Source organism: Roseiconus lacunae (genome assembly GCF_008312935.1).
Taxonomy (GTDB): Bacteria; Planctomycetota; Planctomycetia; order Pirellulales; family Pirellulaceae; genus Stieleria; species Stieleria lacunae.
Window position 1 is genome coordinate 257,719 of record NZ_VSZO01000014.1, and the last position, 18,566, is coordinate 276,284.

At 55.5% G+C, this 18,566-nt stretch carries 17 protein-coding genes; 2 read left to right on the top strand and 15 right to left on the bottom strand.

Annotated elements, in window-relative coordinates; translation table 11 throughout:
• Positions 1 to 248 precede the first annotated feature (248 nt).
• Genes FYC48_RS19225 through FYC48_RS19235 form a run of 3 tightly spaced genes read right to left on the bottom strand, consistent with a single transcriptional unit; the run spans position 249 to position 3,345 of the window.
• Positions 249 to 1,259 carry a hypothetical protein gene (locus tag FYC48_RS19225; protein WP_160149627.1) on the bottom strand — a complete coding sequence of 337 codons (1,011 nt, stop codon included), beginning with the start codon at positions 1,257 to 1,259 and terminating at the stop codon, positions 249 to 251.
• Entirely contained in the window at positions 1,249 to 2,364 is a 1,116-nt protein-coding gene (locus FYC48_RS19230) for a stage II sporulation protein M (protein WP_149498413.1), read from the bottom strand. Before FYC48_RS19230 ends, FYC48_RS19225 begins: the two co-directional genes overlap by 11 nt.
• Positions 2,365 to 2,367: 3 nt before the next feature.
• The gene (locus FYC48_RS19235) at positions 2,368 to 3,345 is read right to left on the bottom strand and encodes an RDD family protein (protein WP_149498414.1); all 978 of its coding nucleotides are present in this window, start codon (positions 3,343 to 3,345) and stop codon (positions 2,368 to 2,370) included.
• A 169-nt stretch (positions 3,346 to 3,514) separates the two neighbouring features.
• Between FYC48_RS19235 and FYC48_RS19240 the strand changes: the two genes are divergently transcribed.
• A complete protein-coding gene (locus FYC48_RS19240) occupies positions 3,515 to 5,122 on the top strand; it encodes an Nramp family divalent metal transporter (RefSeq protein WP_149498415.1) in 1,608 nt (535 codons plus the stop codon).
• Here FYC48_RS19240 and FYC48_RS19245 read toward each other — a convergent pair.
• From FYC48_RS19245 to FYC48_RS19295, 12 genes are all read right to left on the bottom strand, one after another.
• Positions 5,119 to 6,525 carry a DUF1501 domain-containing protein gene (locus tag FYC48_RS19245; protein WP_149498416.1) on the bottom strand — a complete coding sequence of 469 codons (1,407 nt, stop codon included), beginning with the start codon at positions 6,523 to 6,525 and terminating at the stop codon, positions 5,119 to 5,121. The two genes, FYC48_RS19240 and FYC48_RS19245, sit on opposite strands and share 4 nt — an antisense overlap.
• A 47-nt stretch (positions 6,526 to 6,572) precedes the next feature.
• Positions 6,573 to 8,357 carry an alkaline phosphatase gene (locus FYC48_RS19250; protein WP_235034331.1) on the bottom strand — a complete coding sequence of 595 codons (1,785 nt, stop codon included), beginning with the start codon at positions 8,355 to 8,357 and terminating at the stop codon, positions 6,573 to 6,575.
• 98 nt (positions 8,358 to 8,455) lie between these two features.
• On the bottom strand, positions 8,456 to 9,409 hold the full coding sequence (gene radC / locus FYC48_RS19255) for a RadC family protein (protein WP_149498417.1): 954 nt from the start codon (positions 9,407 to 9,409) through the stop codon (positions 8,456 to 8,458).
• A 1,094-nt stretch (positions 9,410 to 10,503) separates the two neighbouring features.
• On the bottom strand, positions 10,504 to 11,574 hold the full coding sequence (locus tag FYC48_RS19260; RefSeq protein WP_149498418.1) for a glycosyltransferase family protein: 1,071 nt from the start codon (positions 11,572 to 11,574) through the stop codon (positions 10,504 to 10,506).
• A 23-nt stretch (positions 11,575 to 11,597) separates the two neighbouring features.
• Complete coding sequence (locus tag FYC48_RS19265) at positions 11,598 to 12,752, bottom strand: DegT/DnrJ/EryC1/StrS family aminotransferase (protein WP_149498419.1); 1,155 nt, start codon at positions 12,750 to 12,752, stop codon at positions 11,598 to 11,600.
• Positions 12,753 to 12,797: 45 nt separating this feature from the next.
• Positions 12,798 to 13,457: a class I SAM-dependent methyltransferase gene (locus tag FYC48_RS19270; protein WP_149498420.1), complete on the bottom strand. Its 660-nt coding sequence runs from the start codon at positions 13,455 to 13,457 to the stop codon at positions 12,798 to 12,800.
• Entirely contained in the window at positions 13,454 to 14,221 is a 768-nt protein-coding gene (locus FYC48_RS19275; protein ID WP_149498421.1) for a sulfotransferase, read from the bottom strand. The genes FYC48_RS19270 and FYC48_RS19275 overlap by 4 nt, the downstream gene beginning before the upstream one ends.
• 2 nt (positions 14,222 to 14,223) lie before the next feature.
• Complete coding sequence (locus FYC48_RS28180) at positions 14,224 to 14,397, bottom strand: hypothetical protein (protein ID WP_200836645.1); 174 nt, start codon at positions 14,395 to 14,397, stop codon at positions 14,224 to 14,226.
• Between the two features lie 260 nt (positions 14,398 to 14,657).
• Entirely contained in the window at positions 14,658 to 14,999 is a 342-nt protein-coding gene (locus FYC48_RS19280) for a hypothetical protein (protein ID WP_149498422.1), read from the bottom strand.
• Between the two features lie 501 nt (positions 15,000 to 15,500).
• Positions 15,501 to 16,112: a zinc ribbon domain-containing protein gene (locus FYC48_RS19285; protein ID WP_149498423.1), complete on the bottom strand. Its 612-nt coding sequence runs from the start codon at positions 16,110 to 16,112 to the stop codon at positions 15,501 to 15,503.
• Between the two features lie 22 nt (positions 16,113 to 16,134).
• A complete protein-coding gene (locus FYC48_RS19290; protein WP_149498424.1) occupies positions 16,135 to 16,665 on the bottom strand; it encodes a PilZ domain-containing protein in 531 nt (176 codons plus the stop codon).
• A gap of 156 nt (positions 16,666 to 16,821) precedes the next feature.
• On the bottom strand, positions 16,822 to 17,826 hold the full coding sequence (locus FYC48_RS19295) for an ABC transporter ATP-binding protein (protein WP_149498425.1): 1,005 nt from the start codon (positions 17,824 to 17,826) through the stop codon (positions 16,822 to 16,824).
• Positions 17,827 to 17,959: 133 nt separating this feature from the next.
• Between FYC48_RS19295 and ispF the strand changes: the two genes are divergently transcribed.
• The gene (gene ispF, locus FYC48_RS19300) at positions 17,960 to 18,466 is read left to right on the top strand and encodes a 2-C-methyl-D-erythritol 2,4-cyclodiphosphate synthase (RefSeq protein WP_149498426.1); all 507 of its coding nucleotides are present in this window, start codon (positions 17,960 to 17,962) and stop codon (positions 18,464 to 18,466) included.
• Positions 18,467 to 18,566: the final 100 nt, after the last annotated feature.

An 18,566-nucleotide genomic window follows, 5' to 3' on the forward strand; every position in this document is an offset into this window, starting at 1 on the left:
TTGTTCTTGGGCGAACAGCGGGCAAGGAATCGTGCAAACAAACAAAACGATCGAACATAAGGCGAGTGTTCGCAAACCGTGTTTTGAAATTGCGTCGTCAACATCTCGCCCCCGGGAGGAGCGGAAGTGGTCGCAGCCAGTGGACGATGCCGGTATCCGAGTAGGCGGCATCTTAGCCAACTCAAGAACGAGCTTTTCGAGCCAACGATTTAATCCCCCTGGAAGAAGGACGGTTTTGAAAAAAGTTCTCACGTTGCACCTCCCGCCGGGGCGACAGAGGTTTTCGAATTCGATCGGGCATTGTCTTGGCTCCCACTCGAACTCACGACGGATTGTTGTCCTACCACCGGTTCAATTTCATCGCCGAATTGACGCATCGCTTCGGCACGAACTGCTAATTCGACATCCCAACCTTCCAATCGAATTCGCGTGTCCAGGTAGGCGATCATTCGTACCACTACGCTCAACCCACCGACCGTCCATAAAGCCAATGGGTAGAGGACCATCAATGTTACCAAGCCAATGTTCCAATAACCTGTGGCGATACCACGGAGCCAAACCAGGCTGTAAAACAAGCCCGCAAAGATCACCGAGAGCGTGAACCCAGAAACAATCCACCGACCGCCGACGTCACTTCCGGAAGGCCGATGAAGGGTCCGTGCTCGCTTGGATAGCGTGATTTCATTCGGGTTCTTGCTGCGCGTCGGGCAGCGTTCCAACAGGATCATTTCCGGCAGAAAAGGGCGGCTGGCCCGGATCACGATAGCGGCCATGAAAAATACAATTGGAATCGTGACATCAAAGAGCGCATCCCAGGGCTGAAATAACCGGATGCCCGCGATTACCATCGCCGGGATTGCCAAACGCCGCAGTCCTAAAAAACGAATCCAACGCCCTAACTGTTTTCGCGCATCTGCGACCGCCGTTTTCCAGCTCGGGCTCGATTCAAAAACGGCTTGGCCGAGATAGATGGTCGTGATCACACCGGCAGCCGGGGTTTGCAAAAACACTAACAAAGCCATCCAGGTGATGTAGCGGGTGGTTTGCCAGCGAGCTTCGGGATCGTCCAGTCCATATTGGGATTCAGTGATCGGAATCCAATACAACAGCAGCCCATTGGCGATCGCCCAAGGGAGCGCGCCCCAAAAGAATCCGATCAGCAAAAGCGTGGGGTAACGATGAAGCAGCACCAGCGCGAGGTCGCCGATTTCTGATAGCGTGCGGACTCGGATGGCCACGTGGGTTTGGTCAAGTTGCACGGGCTGTTCCTCGCGTTTGGGAAAGCTCTTGCGGACCGACCCTTGCTGGCGAAACCGCATCGGTGCTGTGGTCGACCAATTCTGAATACCTTGCGGTTCGAATCAGTGATCGATCCGATGACCTTTGACGTGGGAAGCCAAGAATAACAAAGTACAGCGTGATCAACGCACTCGATAGGATCGACCAAGCCACCTTGATCAGATACGGGGCGCCACTCGGTGAAAGAAAGCCTTCGGTAAACGCCGCCAGAATGAACATCGTCGCACTCGCCGCCATCACCGGAACTGCTTCTCGGCCAGACTCACGAATCGAATCGACGCGTGACATTCCTCGCGTGTAGAAAAGCCCCATCCCGAGTCTTAGTCCGCCGGCTGCTGATAGGGCGATCGCGGTCAATTCGAATGGCCCATGTGCGGTAACAAACTCAAAAAAATGATCGGAGCCTTCGATCCCATCCCGCGACATGTAACCGAACGTGGCACCGAGGACCACGGCGTTGTAGGCGAGTGTGTACAGACACGGCACGAGCAGAATGCCCCACGCGAAACACTGCAATCCAATGCCGGTATTGTGTCGAATGTAGAACGCCGCTCGTGCGGAATATTCCTCGGGAGCGACGTTCAATGGCTCGCTGAACGACTCCTGGGTTGTCTTAAGCATTTTTGTGCCACAGACATTTTCGGCAAACTCCGGGAACTGTTCTTCGGCCGCGCCCATCATCATTGAAAGCGCGAACAGACCAAAAAACACCAGCGTCGCCACGCGAACGCACCCGTCATTGAAAATTCGTTGTGGCGCCTCGTCAAACAATGTCCGAATCCAACCGGTCGGCGAAGCCGATTGGGTGCGATAAAGTTGGTTGTGTGCCCGTGCGACCAAGCGATGTAGGTACGTGACCGTATTGGGGGGCAATTGATATGCGTCGGCGAGTGCCAAGTCGGCGCAGGCGGCTCGGTACAACGATGCGAATCGTGTAATTCCGGCCGCGCCGCGATGCCCGCCCCCCATCGAATCGGTGCGGCCACGCAGTTCCATCGCTTCACATAACTGTTCCAGTTCGGTCCAGTCACTACGACGTTTTTCGAGTAGCTTGGCAACGTTCATCAACTAACTTCCCATCGATGCATTCGCTTGAGAATCGGCGACCGATGTCGTGGTGACCGTTACCACTTGGCCGCCGACGGTTCCCAGGCCACCTGGTTTGTTTGCGTCCTTGGCCAGTGGACTGTAGCCGGCCAATGGTCCCAGGTCGGCGGGTTCGGATGCGGAATCGGCGAGAAAGGTCTTGTAATACAACGCGTACAGCAAAAGGTCTGGATCGATGTCTTTGCGGAACTCGAAACGTTCGATCAACGGGTCAGAGAGTTTGCGTGCGATTTCTCGGCGCCGGGGCGGTGTCATGAAGTGACGTCGCTCCGCGTAGGTCGCTAAGGTACGGGCCATCTTTCGTGTGATCAGGTAGTCACCTGGGATGAATGACGCGAGAGCCGGGACGCGCGCGTCGTCGACCTTGACGACCGGCAACTGCCACTTACGTTCGTCAACGACCACCATCGTTCCGGCGGCTAAGTCACCGAGCCGTTGCATGCGCCTCGTCATCATCGTGGTCGTCAGCCCGACGATTCCGGTCGGAATCACATACAACAGTGGCATCTCGGGTTGGTAAGTATTAATCGCCGCGACGGGGGCCAAGTCCGCGACTCGCAGCAGATTGCGTAACAGGGCGCTTCGTGGCGAAACCGGACGCCCATCGATTTCGATCACCCGGATCCCGCACAGCCATTTACCCACCGTACGGCCATTGAAGTACGCTTCCAAGATGGTCCCGTAAAACCAGTGAATTACGAAGATACCGATGACGAACATCGCTTGGCCGAGCGATCCGGGAAAAGCGGAAATGACCGAAAGCATGCCTCCGATGACCATCAGCGCGACCCAGATCAGAATCACCAGGCCCCAGCGGATCGCAAAATCGATCAGATAAGCAGGCAAACGTCGAAACGGACCCGCCAATTGATATTCAAAGGCAATGTTCTCCGGCGTGACGACACCGATGGTTGTATCGAGCGGAGCTGCGGAGGCCATGCATTTGCGGTGATGGAGTATCGAAGATGCCTTTCGATTATCACCCGAGTGCCCCTCTCCACGCAAGCGTCTGACGATCGCTTCGGCATTCGTAGTTGCAATCGATGATCGCCACCCGGCCCGGCATCATCACCGTTGACCGGTAGAAAACCTGCTAAACTCTCTCGCCATGAACCAAACGATCAATCCCCCCCGTCGTCTTTCGCGAATCATCCTCTGTGTCGGCCCCGGTCTGATAGTCGCCGGGTCGATTGTCGGTAGCGGCGAATTGATCGCGACGACTAAGACCGGCGCCGAAGCCGGGTTCAGTCTTCTCTGGCTAATTTTGATCGGCTGCGTCATTAAGGTTTTCGCCCAGATCGAATTCGGACGCTACGCGATCATCAGTGGAAAAACAACGCTGATGGCCCTCGACGAAGTTCCCGGGCCAAGGATCCAAGGACGTGGCAACTGGTTAGTCTGGTATTGGTTGGTGATGTGGCTGGCCAGCATCTCGCAGCTAGGTGGCATCGTCGGCGGAGTCGGCCAAGCCCTCGCCATCACGGCTCCGTTGACCGAGCAGGGGACGAAGTTCAACCGGGCGGCCGACGCGGAGCAATTACAAAAATTCGAAGCTTTCCGAGCAGCCCATCGGGCCTCTGAACAGCATGCAACGCGGCAGCATGAGACGGAACCGCAAGAACTGGTGTCGTCGCCGAGCCAAGCGAACATTGATCAATCGGTCGACGCGAAGCAGTCGATTGAAATAGCGGAACTTTGGAACGAGTACGACCGCGAGTATCAACCGACCGAAGCAGGACGATCGGAATCGCATGATGCCGCGATCTGGGCCGTGATCATTGCGATGATGACCAGTGGGATTCTAGTCGTCGGCCGCTACGGTTTAATTCAGTCATTCAGCACCGCGTTGGTCGCTTCCTTCACGTTGCTGGTGGTCGTCAATGTGTATTGGCTTCAACGCGAACCAGAATTTGCGGTCAGTGGAAAAGAGTTTCTCTCGGGATTGTCGTTTGGATTTCCTGCACGTTCCGAAGGTGTGAATCCGATCGCGACGGCGTTGGCGACCTTTGGAATTATCGGTGTCGGTGCGGCCGAACTGATTACCTATCCGTATTGGTGCCTCGAAAAAGGATACGGTCGCTTCACGGGGACCAACGATGGTTCACCCGAGTGGCGTGCACGCGCGGTCGGCTGGATGAGGGTAATGAAGTTTGATGCCTGGGGCGCGATGGTGATTTATACCTTCGCCACCATGGCCTTTTTTCTGCTCGGCGCATCGGTGCTGCATCGAGTCGGATTGAACCCAGAAAAAGGTGCGATGGTGAGAACGTTGGCCGTGATGTTCCAACCGGTGTTTTCTGATTGGGCGGCGATTATCTTTTTGTTCGGTGCGATCGCCGTTTTATACTCGACATTTTTTGTCGCCAACGCATCCCACGCCCGTACCTTTGCCGACTGCTTGCGAGTGATTGGTCTAATCGATCATGCCGAAGAAACGTATCGCAAGTGGGTGCGGATACTCAGCGGCGTGTTCCCGATCCTCTGTGTGATCATCTTTCTCAAATTTCAGTCGCCTGCGAAACTGGTGTTGATCAGCGGGATCGCCCAAGGCGTGATGCTACCGATGCTCGCCGGCGCGGCGCTATACTTTCGCTACCGTCGCTGTGTCGACGAGCTAAAGCCCGGAAGGATCTGGGATGCTTGTCTTTGGTTGTCCGCGGCGGCAATGCTTGTCACCGGCGGTTGGACGGTGATCAGCGTGCTTGGGTTAGGCTAGGCGATCACATCGTCAACGATCCGTCCGTGCACGTCGGTTAATCGAAAATCACGACCGGCGTAGCGGTAGGTCAATCGTTTATGGTCGATGCCCATCAACCGCAGCATCGTCGCGTGCAGGTCATGCACATGGACCCGGTTTTCCACCGCTTGGAAACCAATCTCATCGGTCGCGCCGACTGTTTGACCGCCTTTGACGCCTCCGCCTGCCATCCAGACGGTGAAGCCCCAGTGGTTATGATCACGCCCGTTCATCTTGCCCTGGTTGGTTCCTTCACGAGGCATTTCGACGACCGGAGTACGACCAAATTCTCCGCCCCAAATCACCAGCGTCTCGTCTAGTAAACCAAGACGTTTCAGGTCATCGAGTAGCGCCGCAATCGGACCATCGACTTGTCCTGCCAGTCGTCGATGGCCTGCTTCAAGGTCATCGTGGTTGTCCCACGGTTGCCCGGCTCCGGTGTAGAGCTGCACGTATCGCACGCCACGCTCGACGAGTCGCCGAGCGATCAGCGTTTGCCGGCCAAAATCGTGGTCTCCGTAGGCCTCGCGAATCGCTTTCGATTCACCAGTGACATCAAACGCGTCCGCGGCTTCGCTTTGCATCCGATAAGCCAGTTCAAATGATTCGATCCTAGAATCCAGTTGTGGGTCATGAGCACGAGCTGCCGCGTGGCGTTGATTCAGCTTGGCAAGAAAATCGAGCTGGTCACGTTGATCGGTCTTTGCGACCAGTTCGCTACGGATGTTCTCTAGTAGGCGATCGACTTGCCGATGATTGGAATCCACATAGGTCGCTTGATACTTGCCGGGCAGAAATGCATTCTGCCAGTTTTGTGATTCTTTGATCGGATACCCGCCGGGGCACATGGTGACGAAGGACGGCAAGTTGTCGTTCTCACTGCCCAGTCCATACGTCAACCAAGATCCGACGCTCGGTCGCACCAAACGCGATTCGCCGGTGTTCATCAACATCAGCGACGGTTCGTGGTTGGGGACGTCGGCACGCATGGAGTGGATCAGGCAAATGTCATCTATGTGCCGAGCTGTTTTTTGAAACAACTCGCTGACATGAATGCCAGATTCACCGTACGGTTTGAATTCAAACGGAGACCCGAGGACCACGCCGGTCGGACGTTCGGTTTTCAAGTTTCCGTTGGGGGCCGTCTTTCCGGCAAATCGATTGAGTTCCGGCTTGTAGTCGAACGTGTCGACGTGGCTGGGGCCGCCATTCATAAATAAGTGAATGACATGTTTGGCCCGGGCCGGAAAATGCAGCCCGCCGCTGAGGACTCCCGCGCCGGCCGATGCCGGTGAATCACGGACGAGCAGGTCAGCCAACGCCATCGCTCCGAGTCCGACTCCACAACGTGACAAACATTCGCGTCGATTCAGCACGTTCAATTCCTTGGGGTTCTCAGGTTGCGATCGGTGCCGATTGGGGACAGCACTTATTGTCCCGCTTCGGCGATCGACTTGGGGTCATCGATCACGAGGTAGTGTCCGTGGTCCGCGGTGACAATCACGACGGTGTGGTCCCATCCGTTGTTTTCGTCGACCCAATCCATGATTTTCTTGAATGCGGCATCGCCTTTCAATACCGCGCCGATGCTGTTGTCCAAGTTGTTCGCGTGATTGGCCCAATCCACATCGCCGGCTTCGACCAACAACCAAAATCCATCGATCGACTTTTCGAGCACCGTCAATGCCGCTTCGGTCATGTCGGCAAGGTCAGGGTTTTCGATTAGGTCAGCTTCGGCATACCGTTCTTTGCCTTTGACATCCAAGGTGGGGTCATAGTTGCCGTCGGCAGTGGAGAACGGAAGGTGGCCACCTTTGACCCCGTAGAATCCTAGCAGACGCTCGTCATTGTCGGTCGCTTGCTGCGCCGCTGCTAACAACGCTTCCCGCCCATTTTGTCCTTCGTTGCGCTGAACGACTCGATACTTGCCGCCGTTTTTCAAGTCGACACTCTTGATGTCTTCTTGATGAAAAAACGGATTGCCTTTGGCAAAGTTACGACCCTGGACGTCATCCTCGCCTTTGCCTTCGCCCCAGCCACCGCCAATCAGAACGTCTACGCCTTGAAGCGGTTCGTTGCGGTGGGCAGACGATGGCAAGCCGACCAAGTCACGCGAGATATCCTGATAGTCTTTTCGTGTTACGTTGTTCGCGTAAGCGGCAGCCGGGGTCGCATGGCTGACCGGGACGCTGGTGACCAGTCCGACTTTGAAGCCTCGATCGCGTTGTAACTCACGAGCGATCGGCGTCACCTGAGAACCATCAACGGCGACATTGATCGAGCCATTGTAAGTCTTGATCCCGCTGAACAAGCTGGTCGCCGAAGACGCCGAATCGGTGACAATGTGCGGCAGACTTCGGTCTTTTCCTAGCAAGTACTCGCTGTTTGCTCGTTCGTCCCAAGGCGTTCGTCCGGCCAGTTGAACGTTGTACCCACGCTTGGATCCTCCGTTGACCGAATTGACGACCTGAGCATCCACATCCCACTTTGCACCACCGGCGGCGGCGCTGGTCACGACCAATCCAAAGTCTGTCTTGGTTCGTCGGTCATCTTGAAAGTGCAAGCCCGTTCCGCGACCAGTTTGATACGGGATCGTTCCGGTGTTGTAGATCGAAGCGGCACGTGTCGTTTGCCAGTCCATCCCATCAAATACCATCACAATGATGTTGGTGTAGCCGGCGTCAACGGCAGCCTTCTGCAATGAATAGATATCGGTCTGGTCGTAGTAGGTCGCATGTGGATTGACCACGCCGTCACCTAACTTGCCGTCCATCGCCTTCAGGCCCGCTTCGTCGTGATAGACGCTTCCCCGTTCGCGCCAGCGGTTCAACGTCATCCCAAATGTATAAACAGGAATGAGCCGGTTGCTATGGTTCGTCCAGGTGCTGAATTCTTGTGGGTTCGCGCCCCAATGCCCATATACCGGTTTTTGGGTTTGGATCGAGCGTTTCTGCATCTCTTGCATTGCATCAACGTCGGGGGAGGTTGACGCCGCTGCCGTGGTGTCGGATGAAGCGCTGGGGGATTCGGCAGAGCTTTTTTCGGATGTAAATTCTTCCGCGTTGCTCGTTGAAGCAAGGGTGGCAATACCGATCACGCCAGCTATAAGCGCTGCGAAGCCACGATTGCGATACGTCGGTCGGGCCGAGCGAACCGATTGACGGTCATGTGGAAGAAAACGACGAACGACACAATGAACATAAAGGTGGTTCATGGATGTCCAATTAGGTGGGCTAGGCAGGTGGGAAGATGCCGAAGCATCAAACTGGAACCGACAAGATAATCGCCCGGGACAGGCCAGCCGAGTGGGTTTCAGCTCGATTCTCGAATACTGATCGAACCTTCCGATGCGACCACGATGTGGTCCAGTACCGAAATGCCCAGCAGTTTGCCCGCTTCGGTCAACCGATGTGTGACTTGGTGATCCTCTCGACTGGGGGTCGAATCACCAGAAGGGTGGTTGTGAACCAAAATCACTGCCGATGCCGAGTCGCGAATCGCCGGCCGAAACACTTCACGCGGGTGAACCAGGCTGGCATCGAGTGTTCCTCGCGTGATCAGATGGGTATTGATCGGCAAATGTTTCGTGCTGAGCGTTACGATGTGGAATTCTTCCTGGACCCCGCTCAACGCGAGATTGCTGAACACATCGTCACAAAATTCGATCGCCGCCCCGGTGCTGGTGATCGGCGTCCGTTCGCGACGTTGACGTTTTTCAGAATCGGCAACCCTTCGGCCCAACTCAATTCCAGCCATGATCGCGGCGTAGCTGGTCACCGTCACGGCGGGGCTGAGGTTCCGCAAATCGTCTTTGCTGGTCAGCCGTAGCTCGGCTAGGTTCTCAGAAAAGGCTCGGGAAAGCCGGCGTCCCGCCTCGACTGCCGACTCGCCTTTGACGCCCACGCGAATCAAGATCGCGAGTAAGTCGGCATCACCAAGACCTTCAGCTCCGACCGCTAGAAGACGTTCTCGCGGGCGTTCGTGCTCGGGTTGGGCGGTCACTTGGCTTCCACAAATCTGGCGTTCGATCCAGTGTGACGGATCGACGCGGACTTGGGCGTTCCGCCACGCATAGGTCTCTCGATCATCGCTTTGATAGCGATCCAGAATGCCCTCGCGGACCAAATCTTTCAGTGTTGAACTGACAAAACCTGCCGTCAGCTCGGAACAACATTCGCGGGCTTGTTGCTTCGAGAAAGCACTGATCGGCGCAAGTGTCTTAAAGAGTTGTTCAAGCTTTTGCCGGCGTTTGTCAGCGGCGCCCATGGAATCATTCCTTCTTCTCGCGGTTTGGCTGCTTCCCTGCCGAACCCTTGCCTCCCCTGGCCGCGAGAAATCCTATCCGATCCCGATCACCACGTGGGCGTCATCAATCCGCCCACTGGGGAAACGGCCGCGATTCTCAGATCAATACAAGTTTGTTGTCGATGTGATGTCACTTCTCGCTCGGTTCTCACCGCGAAAACATCGGTTTCACCCGTGTTTCACGCGTTTTGCCTCACGGAGGACGAATTGGCCTTCGGGATGCAACCCGAAGAATCATCGGCTCGGTTTGTACGTCCGGCGCTGGCCTTCAATGGAAGGACGGTTTGCCGGATCGAGCGTCACGACAATTTCACTACCATTCACGGACAGAAACATGTTTCGAAAAATTACTCTGATGGTCGCCCCACTACTCGTCTTCGCGGGAATTGGATGGGCGGATACATCGAACGCAAAAGCGCAAGGCTTTTCATTTAGTATTGGTACCTATGGGCCATCGTCGTTTGGTTCCCACCATCCCGGATCGCGACCCAATCCCGCTTTTTCATATCGATCACACGGGTATCAACCCTACGCCCGCGGCTACAACTTCTACCGAAGCTACTACGGAAGATACTACCAGCCCCCACGGCATTCCCGATACGATTATCGCTCACCACACGTGCATCGCCACGGAGGCTATCGAGGTGTGATTCCCGGACACTCTCATTCGCACCACGGCAAGCACCATGGCAGGCATCGTCGTTGATCGATCGGCGGGCGAGCTCCGCCGATCGCAGCACGAACATCGCCAATGATTTTCATGATCTGCGCCGATAGCATGCTGACGTTCAAGATATCTGGCGTTCAATCAACCCGTTGGCGACCAACGGGCTAGCCTGTTGGTGCAGATGCTTTGCCGTTGAAGTGGATTCAAATTTGTGCCGACAGCTATGCGTCTAAGTTTCGAGTGATCGGGCAACAATGACGCCCCACTTTCTAATTGGAACGCGAAACCGCGTAGGTGAACACGGTTCGGTAACGCTTGCGATATCTACGGTTTCCAGCGGATCACCGGCGGTAGTCGTTTCAGATTGCCAGACGCATCAAATGTCGATTTAGACGGACAGCAGAGCGTTGCGTAGGCGAGCGTAGCAGGCTTCTCGCGAATAGCGACTTCGCACGGTAGCAAGGCCCGCGGCGGCAAGTTGATTTCGAAGGTCAGCTTGTTCGACCAGTTGCTCCAGCGAATCAAGCCACTCTATGTCACTCCCGGCGAGCTTTCCATTGACGTCATGCTCGATCAACGTTTCGTTGTCACCGAGACGTTGCGCGATCACGGCGGTTTCCGCTGCCATATAAACTCGCGACTTCAATGCACCGCGATAGAGCGATTCGTCGACATTGAACATCGGGAAGATGCCGATGTCGATCGACAAAGCCAGATCGACCATCGCGGCTTGGTCATAGTGGCTGACCACTTTGGGTGTGAATGATTCGAATCGCGGTAATCGATCCGGATCTGCCCCGACCAGTAGTAAGTCCAAATCGGTGCGTGTGCGGAATAGAGATTCCAGCGGTTCGAAAATTCGGTAAAGAGCGTCGGCAGTGTACTTGCCGCCGATCCAGCCGATCGTTGTTCTTGGTTCGTTTGGTTGAATGTGATTGCGGGCCTGATCAAACACTTCCAGCTGAGGCGAATCGGGCACAATCTCGAATGATGCCTGATGATCACGGCAGTATTTAGCGGTGAATTCGTTTTCACAGATGACTAAATCGGACGTCGCCAGCATGTCATGGATGTGTTGCCATCCGGCCGACTGGAACGCAGGCAACCAAACGGCATCAATCAAGTCGGTCACGACCTTCGTTTGTGGTAGATCGACCAAGCGTTGATGAAGCGACCACGATGGGACCGTCACAAGCATCACGACGTCGTGTGATTTTGCCAGTTCGACGATTTGATCTTCGCGTTGACGCAAAACTTTGTTTTCGGCCCAGATCGCAGGCCGGCGAAGCGAGGGGCGCCATGGCCAACGCTGCATGATCGAATTCATACGTTCGCTGGATCGACCGATGAAGGTCGCCGTCAATTCTGCATCGTCTGCAAAGCAGGGCTCGAACTGCAGGCCACGAACCATCGTGGTCGGTGTCGCCAGCGATTCGTAAACGATCAAGACCTTTTTCATGTCAATGCGATTCAATGGCGGGGCTACCAACCGCTCTTGATGACATCGCAAACTCGTTTGGCATCATCGACGTCCATGTGAGTGTGCAGTGGCAACACCAGGTAACGATTTTCCATCGCGTTCATGTTGGGTAGTTCGCCTTCTCGAAACGGTGCAAACACGCTGTAGCGATCGTTTCGAAAGTGAACCTGTCCCGATTCGATTCGAGCGTCGCGGAGTTTACGCTCCAAATCTTGACGCCGGTCGACCAACACCGTGCACAGCCAAGCGGCATGGACTCGGTCGTTCGAGTTGGCACCGACAACTTCCAGTCCATCGATACCGGCTAACCCATCGATATAGGTCGCGAGAATTGCTTTGCGTTGGTCAAGCGATTGGTCAATGGTTTTCAGCGCGGCGAGTCCCATCGCGGCACCGATGTCGGTCATCTGGTATTTGTAACCGACTTCATAGATATCGTTTGCCCAAGTTCCGCCTTGTTTGGCTTTGCGATCAATCCCAAACCAGCGGATGCGTTGTGCCTTATCGACAAGCTCCGGATCGCGAAGCATCAACATACCGCCATCCCCGGTCGTGATGTGCTTGATCGCTTGGAACGAGAAAGCCGTGAAATCGGACATGCCTCCGACGGGGCGACCGCGATAGCTGGCGCCGACCGCCTGGGCGGCATCTTCGATGAGTGGCACCCCACACTCATCGGCGATCGCTTGCAATTCATCCATGTCGCAGGGCAAGCCGCCGTAGTGAACACAAACGATCGCCTTCGTTTTTTCAGTCACCAGCGAACGAACGTGGCCCGGGTCGATGTTCATCGTCCCGGCCTGGGCATCGGCGAACCGTATTTTGACGCCGTGGTACAGCAGTGGGATACTCGTCGCGGTGCAAGTGAAGACCGGCACGATCACTTCGTCACCCGGCTGGACGCCCGCCAAGACGTAGGCCAAGTGCATCGCATCGGTACACGAACCGACCGCGATGGGATGGTGCTTGGAACCTAACCAATCGCGAAATTCTGTTTCGAATCGATCGACCTTGGGCCCCTGACCGATCCAACGCGTCTTTAGCGTGTCTGCGATTTCATCGATCGCATTTTCGGGAACATGCGGATGGAATAAGACAAGATTCTTTCCATCGACTGGCAGAATCGACTTGTCACGCGTGTCAGCAAATTTCGCCATGCGTTCAGATCAGATTGAATTTGGGGTGACCAAGCCGACGGGGTTTCACTTGGTGGCTTCCAAGCGAATGTCTCGCCAAGGTTGTTCGTGGTAGTGTGGCTCGGATTCGCTAAATTGCGAAAAGCCGGCGGCGGTCAGTTCGGCTTTAAGGTGCCAGCTAGACCAACCAAATGAGTACGATGTAAAGTCGACTTTGTTCGATATTTCACTCGGATCAAACGCATAGATGCCGCGGACTGCTTCCAAGTACTCCTCCTGGTCGCCGGATGACTCCAGCAGATGACGAGCACACTTTTCGATCGACGGAAGCTCGACGATCAGTTTCCCACCCGTCCGGAGCAAGCGGTAGGCGTCGTGAAAGAAATCGCGAGCCTGCCAAAGATTCAGATAGCTGAGCGAATGAATCATCAAGATCTCGACGATGCTGTCTCGGGCGAAAGCTTCCGCGACCTCGTCAAACCGCATGTAAAAATCCGCACACGCACGCGGGTCGGCATCGATGTTGACATAACCGTCTAGGTGCATCGGACCACAGCCGAGATTCAGCCGAACGTCCGACTGTTCGCCTAAGGGGCCGCGAACCCGTGGGACGACTTTCGGACCGAGGACGGCCGTGCTCGGCATCAAACGTCGAGCAACCTCGTAACGGGATCGCCGCAACAGTCTGGCCATCAACGTTGTTGCACGACCGATAATTCCACTCATTCGAACATCACCTGAAAGCCTTTCTTGATCGCCATCACACGCCACTTAAACGCCGTCCATGCCCTGGTCCCTAAACGATCGGTGCGCATCGTTTGGGCGTATACGTCGCCGTGCCGGTCGCTAAAAGGCAGCTCAAGGAACTGATGGATACGCCGCCCCACTTCAACCGGTCGCTGGCACAATTCTTCATAGCCGACAACATGATATGAATGGTGTTGGCGGCCAAACGTTTCGACACGTTCGAAATGAGCCAACGTCAATTTTTTCCAGTGCTGGGGATCGTTGAATACCCCCACGCCGGGTTTTTCGCGATGGGACAGTGAGGCTGCGATGTCGTATGGGTCTCGCCGGATAAACAGTACCTTGCAATTCGGAAACACGTCCAAATACAACGGCAGCAGAACGCACGTCCGGGCATCCTTGATCCCCCACGGTGAGACACCGTCGTAGCCCCACTGCATCAAGTCGATTCGCCATTGCTGTAACATGAACTCACCGACCGTATCACGGTAACTCATGACCTCATCGACTGACATGATCGGGTAGTTGGCCCAGTTTGAACCACCGCCCATCAACAATTCGTCGTTGACATAGTTGGAAAAGAAATGTGACTCGCACTGAGTCGCATTATTCACCATGAACAATCCGCAAGCATGGAGGCAGCGAGACAGCGCCGTACTGCCGCTGTTGTGCATCCCCATCACCAAGACGGGATCAGGCGATTGCCCCTCAAAGAGGGTCGGAACTGGTTTTCGATCCGCCACGGCTACTTCGACGCTTTGATTTCCGCCGCTTCCGCTTCGAGCTTTGCGATCGTGTCTTCAAGTTCTTTCAGTTCGTCCAAGTCATCTGCTTGCTGCCGAGACCCGGCCAACTGTTGACGCAGACTGGTCAGTTTCTTGTTGATCACGTCCAACCGTTTCTTTTGCTTCTTGTCCACTCGGGTTCATCGCTGTGGGTGAGGGGTCGATCTTATTCGTCTCCATCATAGATGGTGGTGAAAATCGTCGCTGCCGATCACACGCTTCGCCGGCCGCAAACCAAAGAAAAAAGCTCGACCAATCGGTCGAGCTCTTCAATTCGTTTCATTTGTTTTGGATCGAATCACCGGTTGAATCTCACCAGTTTCGCCAAAGCGAAGACCCATCACCGAAACACCGACCAGTGATGTTTTCCACCGCATCAGCGTCGCCCATCGATCTAAAACCCGATACCGATCGAGATTCCACTGCCCCGGTAGGGACTGAAAGAGTTGTATCCGATGCCGACACCGGGACCGATGTAAGAACGTCCGATGTAAGATCCGCCGTATGGATAGCGGTACGCGCCATAATACGGCGAGCGACTGATCGGGGGACGGTAATACGGCGAGCGTGCCGAGTAAATCGAGCTGCTGTAGCGGACCGGCGGCCGGTAGTTGTAGTGGCGATGATGGACATGTCCGCGTCGACCACGGTAACAGTCGTCGGCTTGGGCGGTTGATTGGGAGATGGCAAACGATCCGATGCAGACGACAACGGCCAAAAGCACTTTCTTCAACATGATGGAGGTTCCTTTCTAGAAACGGTTGGGAGGATGAGAACAATGACCCAATCAAGGGACCGAACGTCTGAATCACATCCAAGTGCTCGATTTGAACAAGCAACGAAACTCTGGTCTTCAAACGCAGGATTGGCTTTCAACGACAATCACGCCAGGTGCCGCGCAAATGTCGGGGATTCAAAAGTCCAGCGGTTGAGTGACGCATCGAGCGTGCCAATGCACGAGACTGGAGGAGAAATCGCACGAGCTATCCTCTGGAGCGGCAAAACGGAACCTCAAGTGTGTGTCCCGTCAGCATTCGAAATCAGGATTAGCCGATTGGCGTTCACCACGGTTTCGGTGCAATAACTGGGGCTAACGACCATCGACTAATAAGTCGAACCCGAGTTTTTGATCGACACGAAGCATTCGCGCCTTCGACTTACAAAAGCAGAACGCGCCTGGCAATGCGCTGTCGTTTTGATGGCGCCTCTGGCTCTCATCTTGCGACGGTTTTTCGGCCTACCAGTCGTTTGCCTGACCTTCGAGGACGATTTGCATCACGTCTTCTTCGCTGATGTTGTGATTCAGTGCGAAATGCGTCACTTCCCGATCGGCGGTCGTTTGCATCAGTTGGTTGAAGGCTTTGCCGGCGGCGCCGCTGCTGGGAACTTTCTTAGAATTTCGCCCCATCGAGTCCGTCATCGCTGTGTAGTCGCGATAGATTTTCATTCGTGTCGATTCAGGAAGGTCGACGACGCGATATTCGATGTTACGACGGGCTTCTTCTTCCGCTTTGGCTTCTGCCGCAGCGGCGACTTCCGCGGCTTGTTTTGATTGTTCTTTTTCGCCAGAGACGCGGAAATACGTCAGCACGATCAATACGCCCATCGCAACGAAGCAAACACCGAGGACGAGCACCCACTGCAGCATTTTGCTTTCGTCCGCGCTGGTTGCGCCGTCGCGTTGGCCCTTTGCCGCTGCCGGGCTGGGGGCAACGCGTTTTGCCGGGCTGGCGACCGGCTGAGTGGTGGAAAACACTTGACCGCAACCGGGACACTGGGCTTTGGCCATCGAAGCGGGGACGTTGACCGATTGACCACATCCGGGGCAGGTGAGTCGTTTGATAGACATCGCGTCGAGACCTTGAGAAGCGTCAGTCGGTTCGGTACATCATCCAGCGTCGCTGAAGTTCCATGACAAGCCGGCGCACCTCGGGAGGCGGGTCGACTTGGTGAAATCGTAAGCAGGCTGGAAAAAAGAATCCATAACCGTTGCGAGCGATTCGTCTGACGACGCCCTTCATTTCGATGCTTTCGTCGTTGCAGGTTAGCACTAACCGGGCTTCGTCACCGATCTGGAATTGCACGGGATCGCGGTCGCTGGCTTTGATAAACACCCCGGTCATGCTGACGTTTTCGGGGCGTCCCTCGAATTCCATGCCTCGAAAATGAATCAGGACCTGCAGGTCGTCACGGCGGAGAATCGGAACACGAAACGACTGGCGACGATTGTCGTCGTCCGGGATCGCGCTTTTGCTCCGCTGAATGGTTTCGACGAAATGGATGAGTTCTTCGACGGCGTGTTCATCCAAGGTCAACCGCGCATCTTCATTCTCGACGCTGCAAATCGTCAGCGATTCTCCGTCGTAAACCAATTCGATATCGCGTAGCGTCAGCTTCGCCATCAGTCTGTCCTTTGACTATTCCTCTAGTTTTCCGGTCGCTGTGCCTGCAACGTTAGGACCGCTACCGATGTGGCGCCCGTTCGCTCGCAGCGGTTATTTTGCAAGTGTTGCATGACGGCCGCCATCGGGGGAGTCAAAACTGGCAACGGCGGGCAATTAGGCCGGCGCCGGCTCTGCGGCGGCGCGATCGCTGGATTCTCGAAATAATTCAGCGATCACATCCTCAAGCGGCGGGTCCTCGACAGCGACATCCTCGATCGGGTGTTCTGACAGCAGCCGGGACAGCGTGCGCGGCACTTCGGCTCTTTCGACACGCAGCTTAACTTTTGGCCAGGTTTCTGAGAGCAACTCGCCCAAGTTCCCGGTCTCGACGTGATGGTTCTCCGGAAATTGAACGGTGATGATCTTGTATCCGGAAAACTTGTCAATGATCCCGGCCAGCGATCCGTCGTACTGAATCTGACCACGGGCGATGACGACGACACGTTTGCAAAGGGCGGCGACGTCTTTCATGTAGTGACTGGTCAGCAGAATCGTGATCTTGCGTTTTTCTTGATAGTACCGCAGGAATTGCTGAATGTTGTGCTGGGCGATCACATCCAGCCCGATCGTCGGTTCATCAAGAAACAGCACGTCGGGGCTGTGCAGGAGCGCCGCGATCAATTCCATTTTCATCCGTTCGCCGAGCGACAACTCACGCACCGGTTGTTTCAGTAGCGGTCGGACTTCCAGCAGATCTGTCAATTCGTCGAGCGTCGCACGGAATTGCTCGACTGGGATGCCATAGATCTGCTGCTGCAATCGAAACGACTCTTGGGCAGGCAGGTCCCACCACAATTGATTTTTCTGCCCCATGACAAGTGCGAAGCGTCGGCGATAAGCATTCTTTCGCTGCCAGGGGACGTACCCCATGACCGTTGCGGTGCCGCCGGTGGGATCGATCACGCCGCTAAGCAGTTTCAGCGTGGTGGTCTTACCGGCACCGTTGGGGCCCAAAAAGGCAACGAACTCCCCGGTTTCCACTTTCAAATCAATCCCGCGAACCGCATGGACCTCCTCGTATTCGCGATGAAACAGTCCACGAATACTTTCCCGAAGGCCCTCGCCCTTGCGATAGACACGATACGACTTGGCCAGGTTTTGAGCTTCGATGATCGACATGAATGGTCCGTGCCATTGGGATCGGCGTTGTGAATCGGTATTGTAATGGCCAGAACTAAATTCTGACGACCATGCATGAAACGGAAATCTCGTCGTCGCCCTCTCCATGCCATCACGGCGGACCAATCAGCCAATGAGCAGCCAGGAAGTCAGCTTGCCAGACATTCGAATCGGGCTCGGCTACGATTCACACCGACTTGAACAAGGCGGCCCGCTGCGAATCGGTGGGGTCGATATCCCCGCCAAGGTCCACGCGGTCGGCCATAGCGACGCCGACGTTCTGCTGCACTCGATCACCGATGCCCTGCTGGGGGCGATCTGCGACTCCGACATCGGCCGGCTGTTTCCCGACGACCAGGACGTCAACAAAGGTCGTGACAGCCGCGACTTCCTTCTCGAAGCCTTTTCCAGGGTTCGCAAGCGAGGATACTCCGTCGTCAACCTGGACGGAGTGATCTTGGTCGAACGCCCCAAGATGGCCCCCCACATCGATACGATGCGCCAGACCGTGGCGGAGCTATTGGAGATGGCGCCCGATCGTGTCAGCTTCAAAGCAAAGACCGGCGAAGGCGTCGGCGAAATCGGCACCGGTCAGTCGATCGCGACCCGCGTCGTGGTACTGATCGCGGCATTGCCTTAATCGCCAATTCATCGATGCTGATAAAGAGCTTGCTTCTCTAGCCCCCCAACGTTCAGGAAAACCGAACGGGAACACATCAATCACTCGTCGTGCCCAAGAG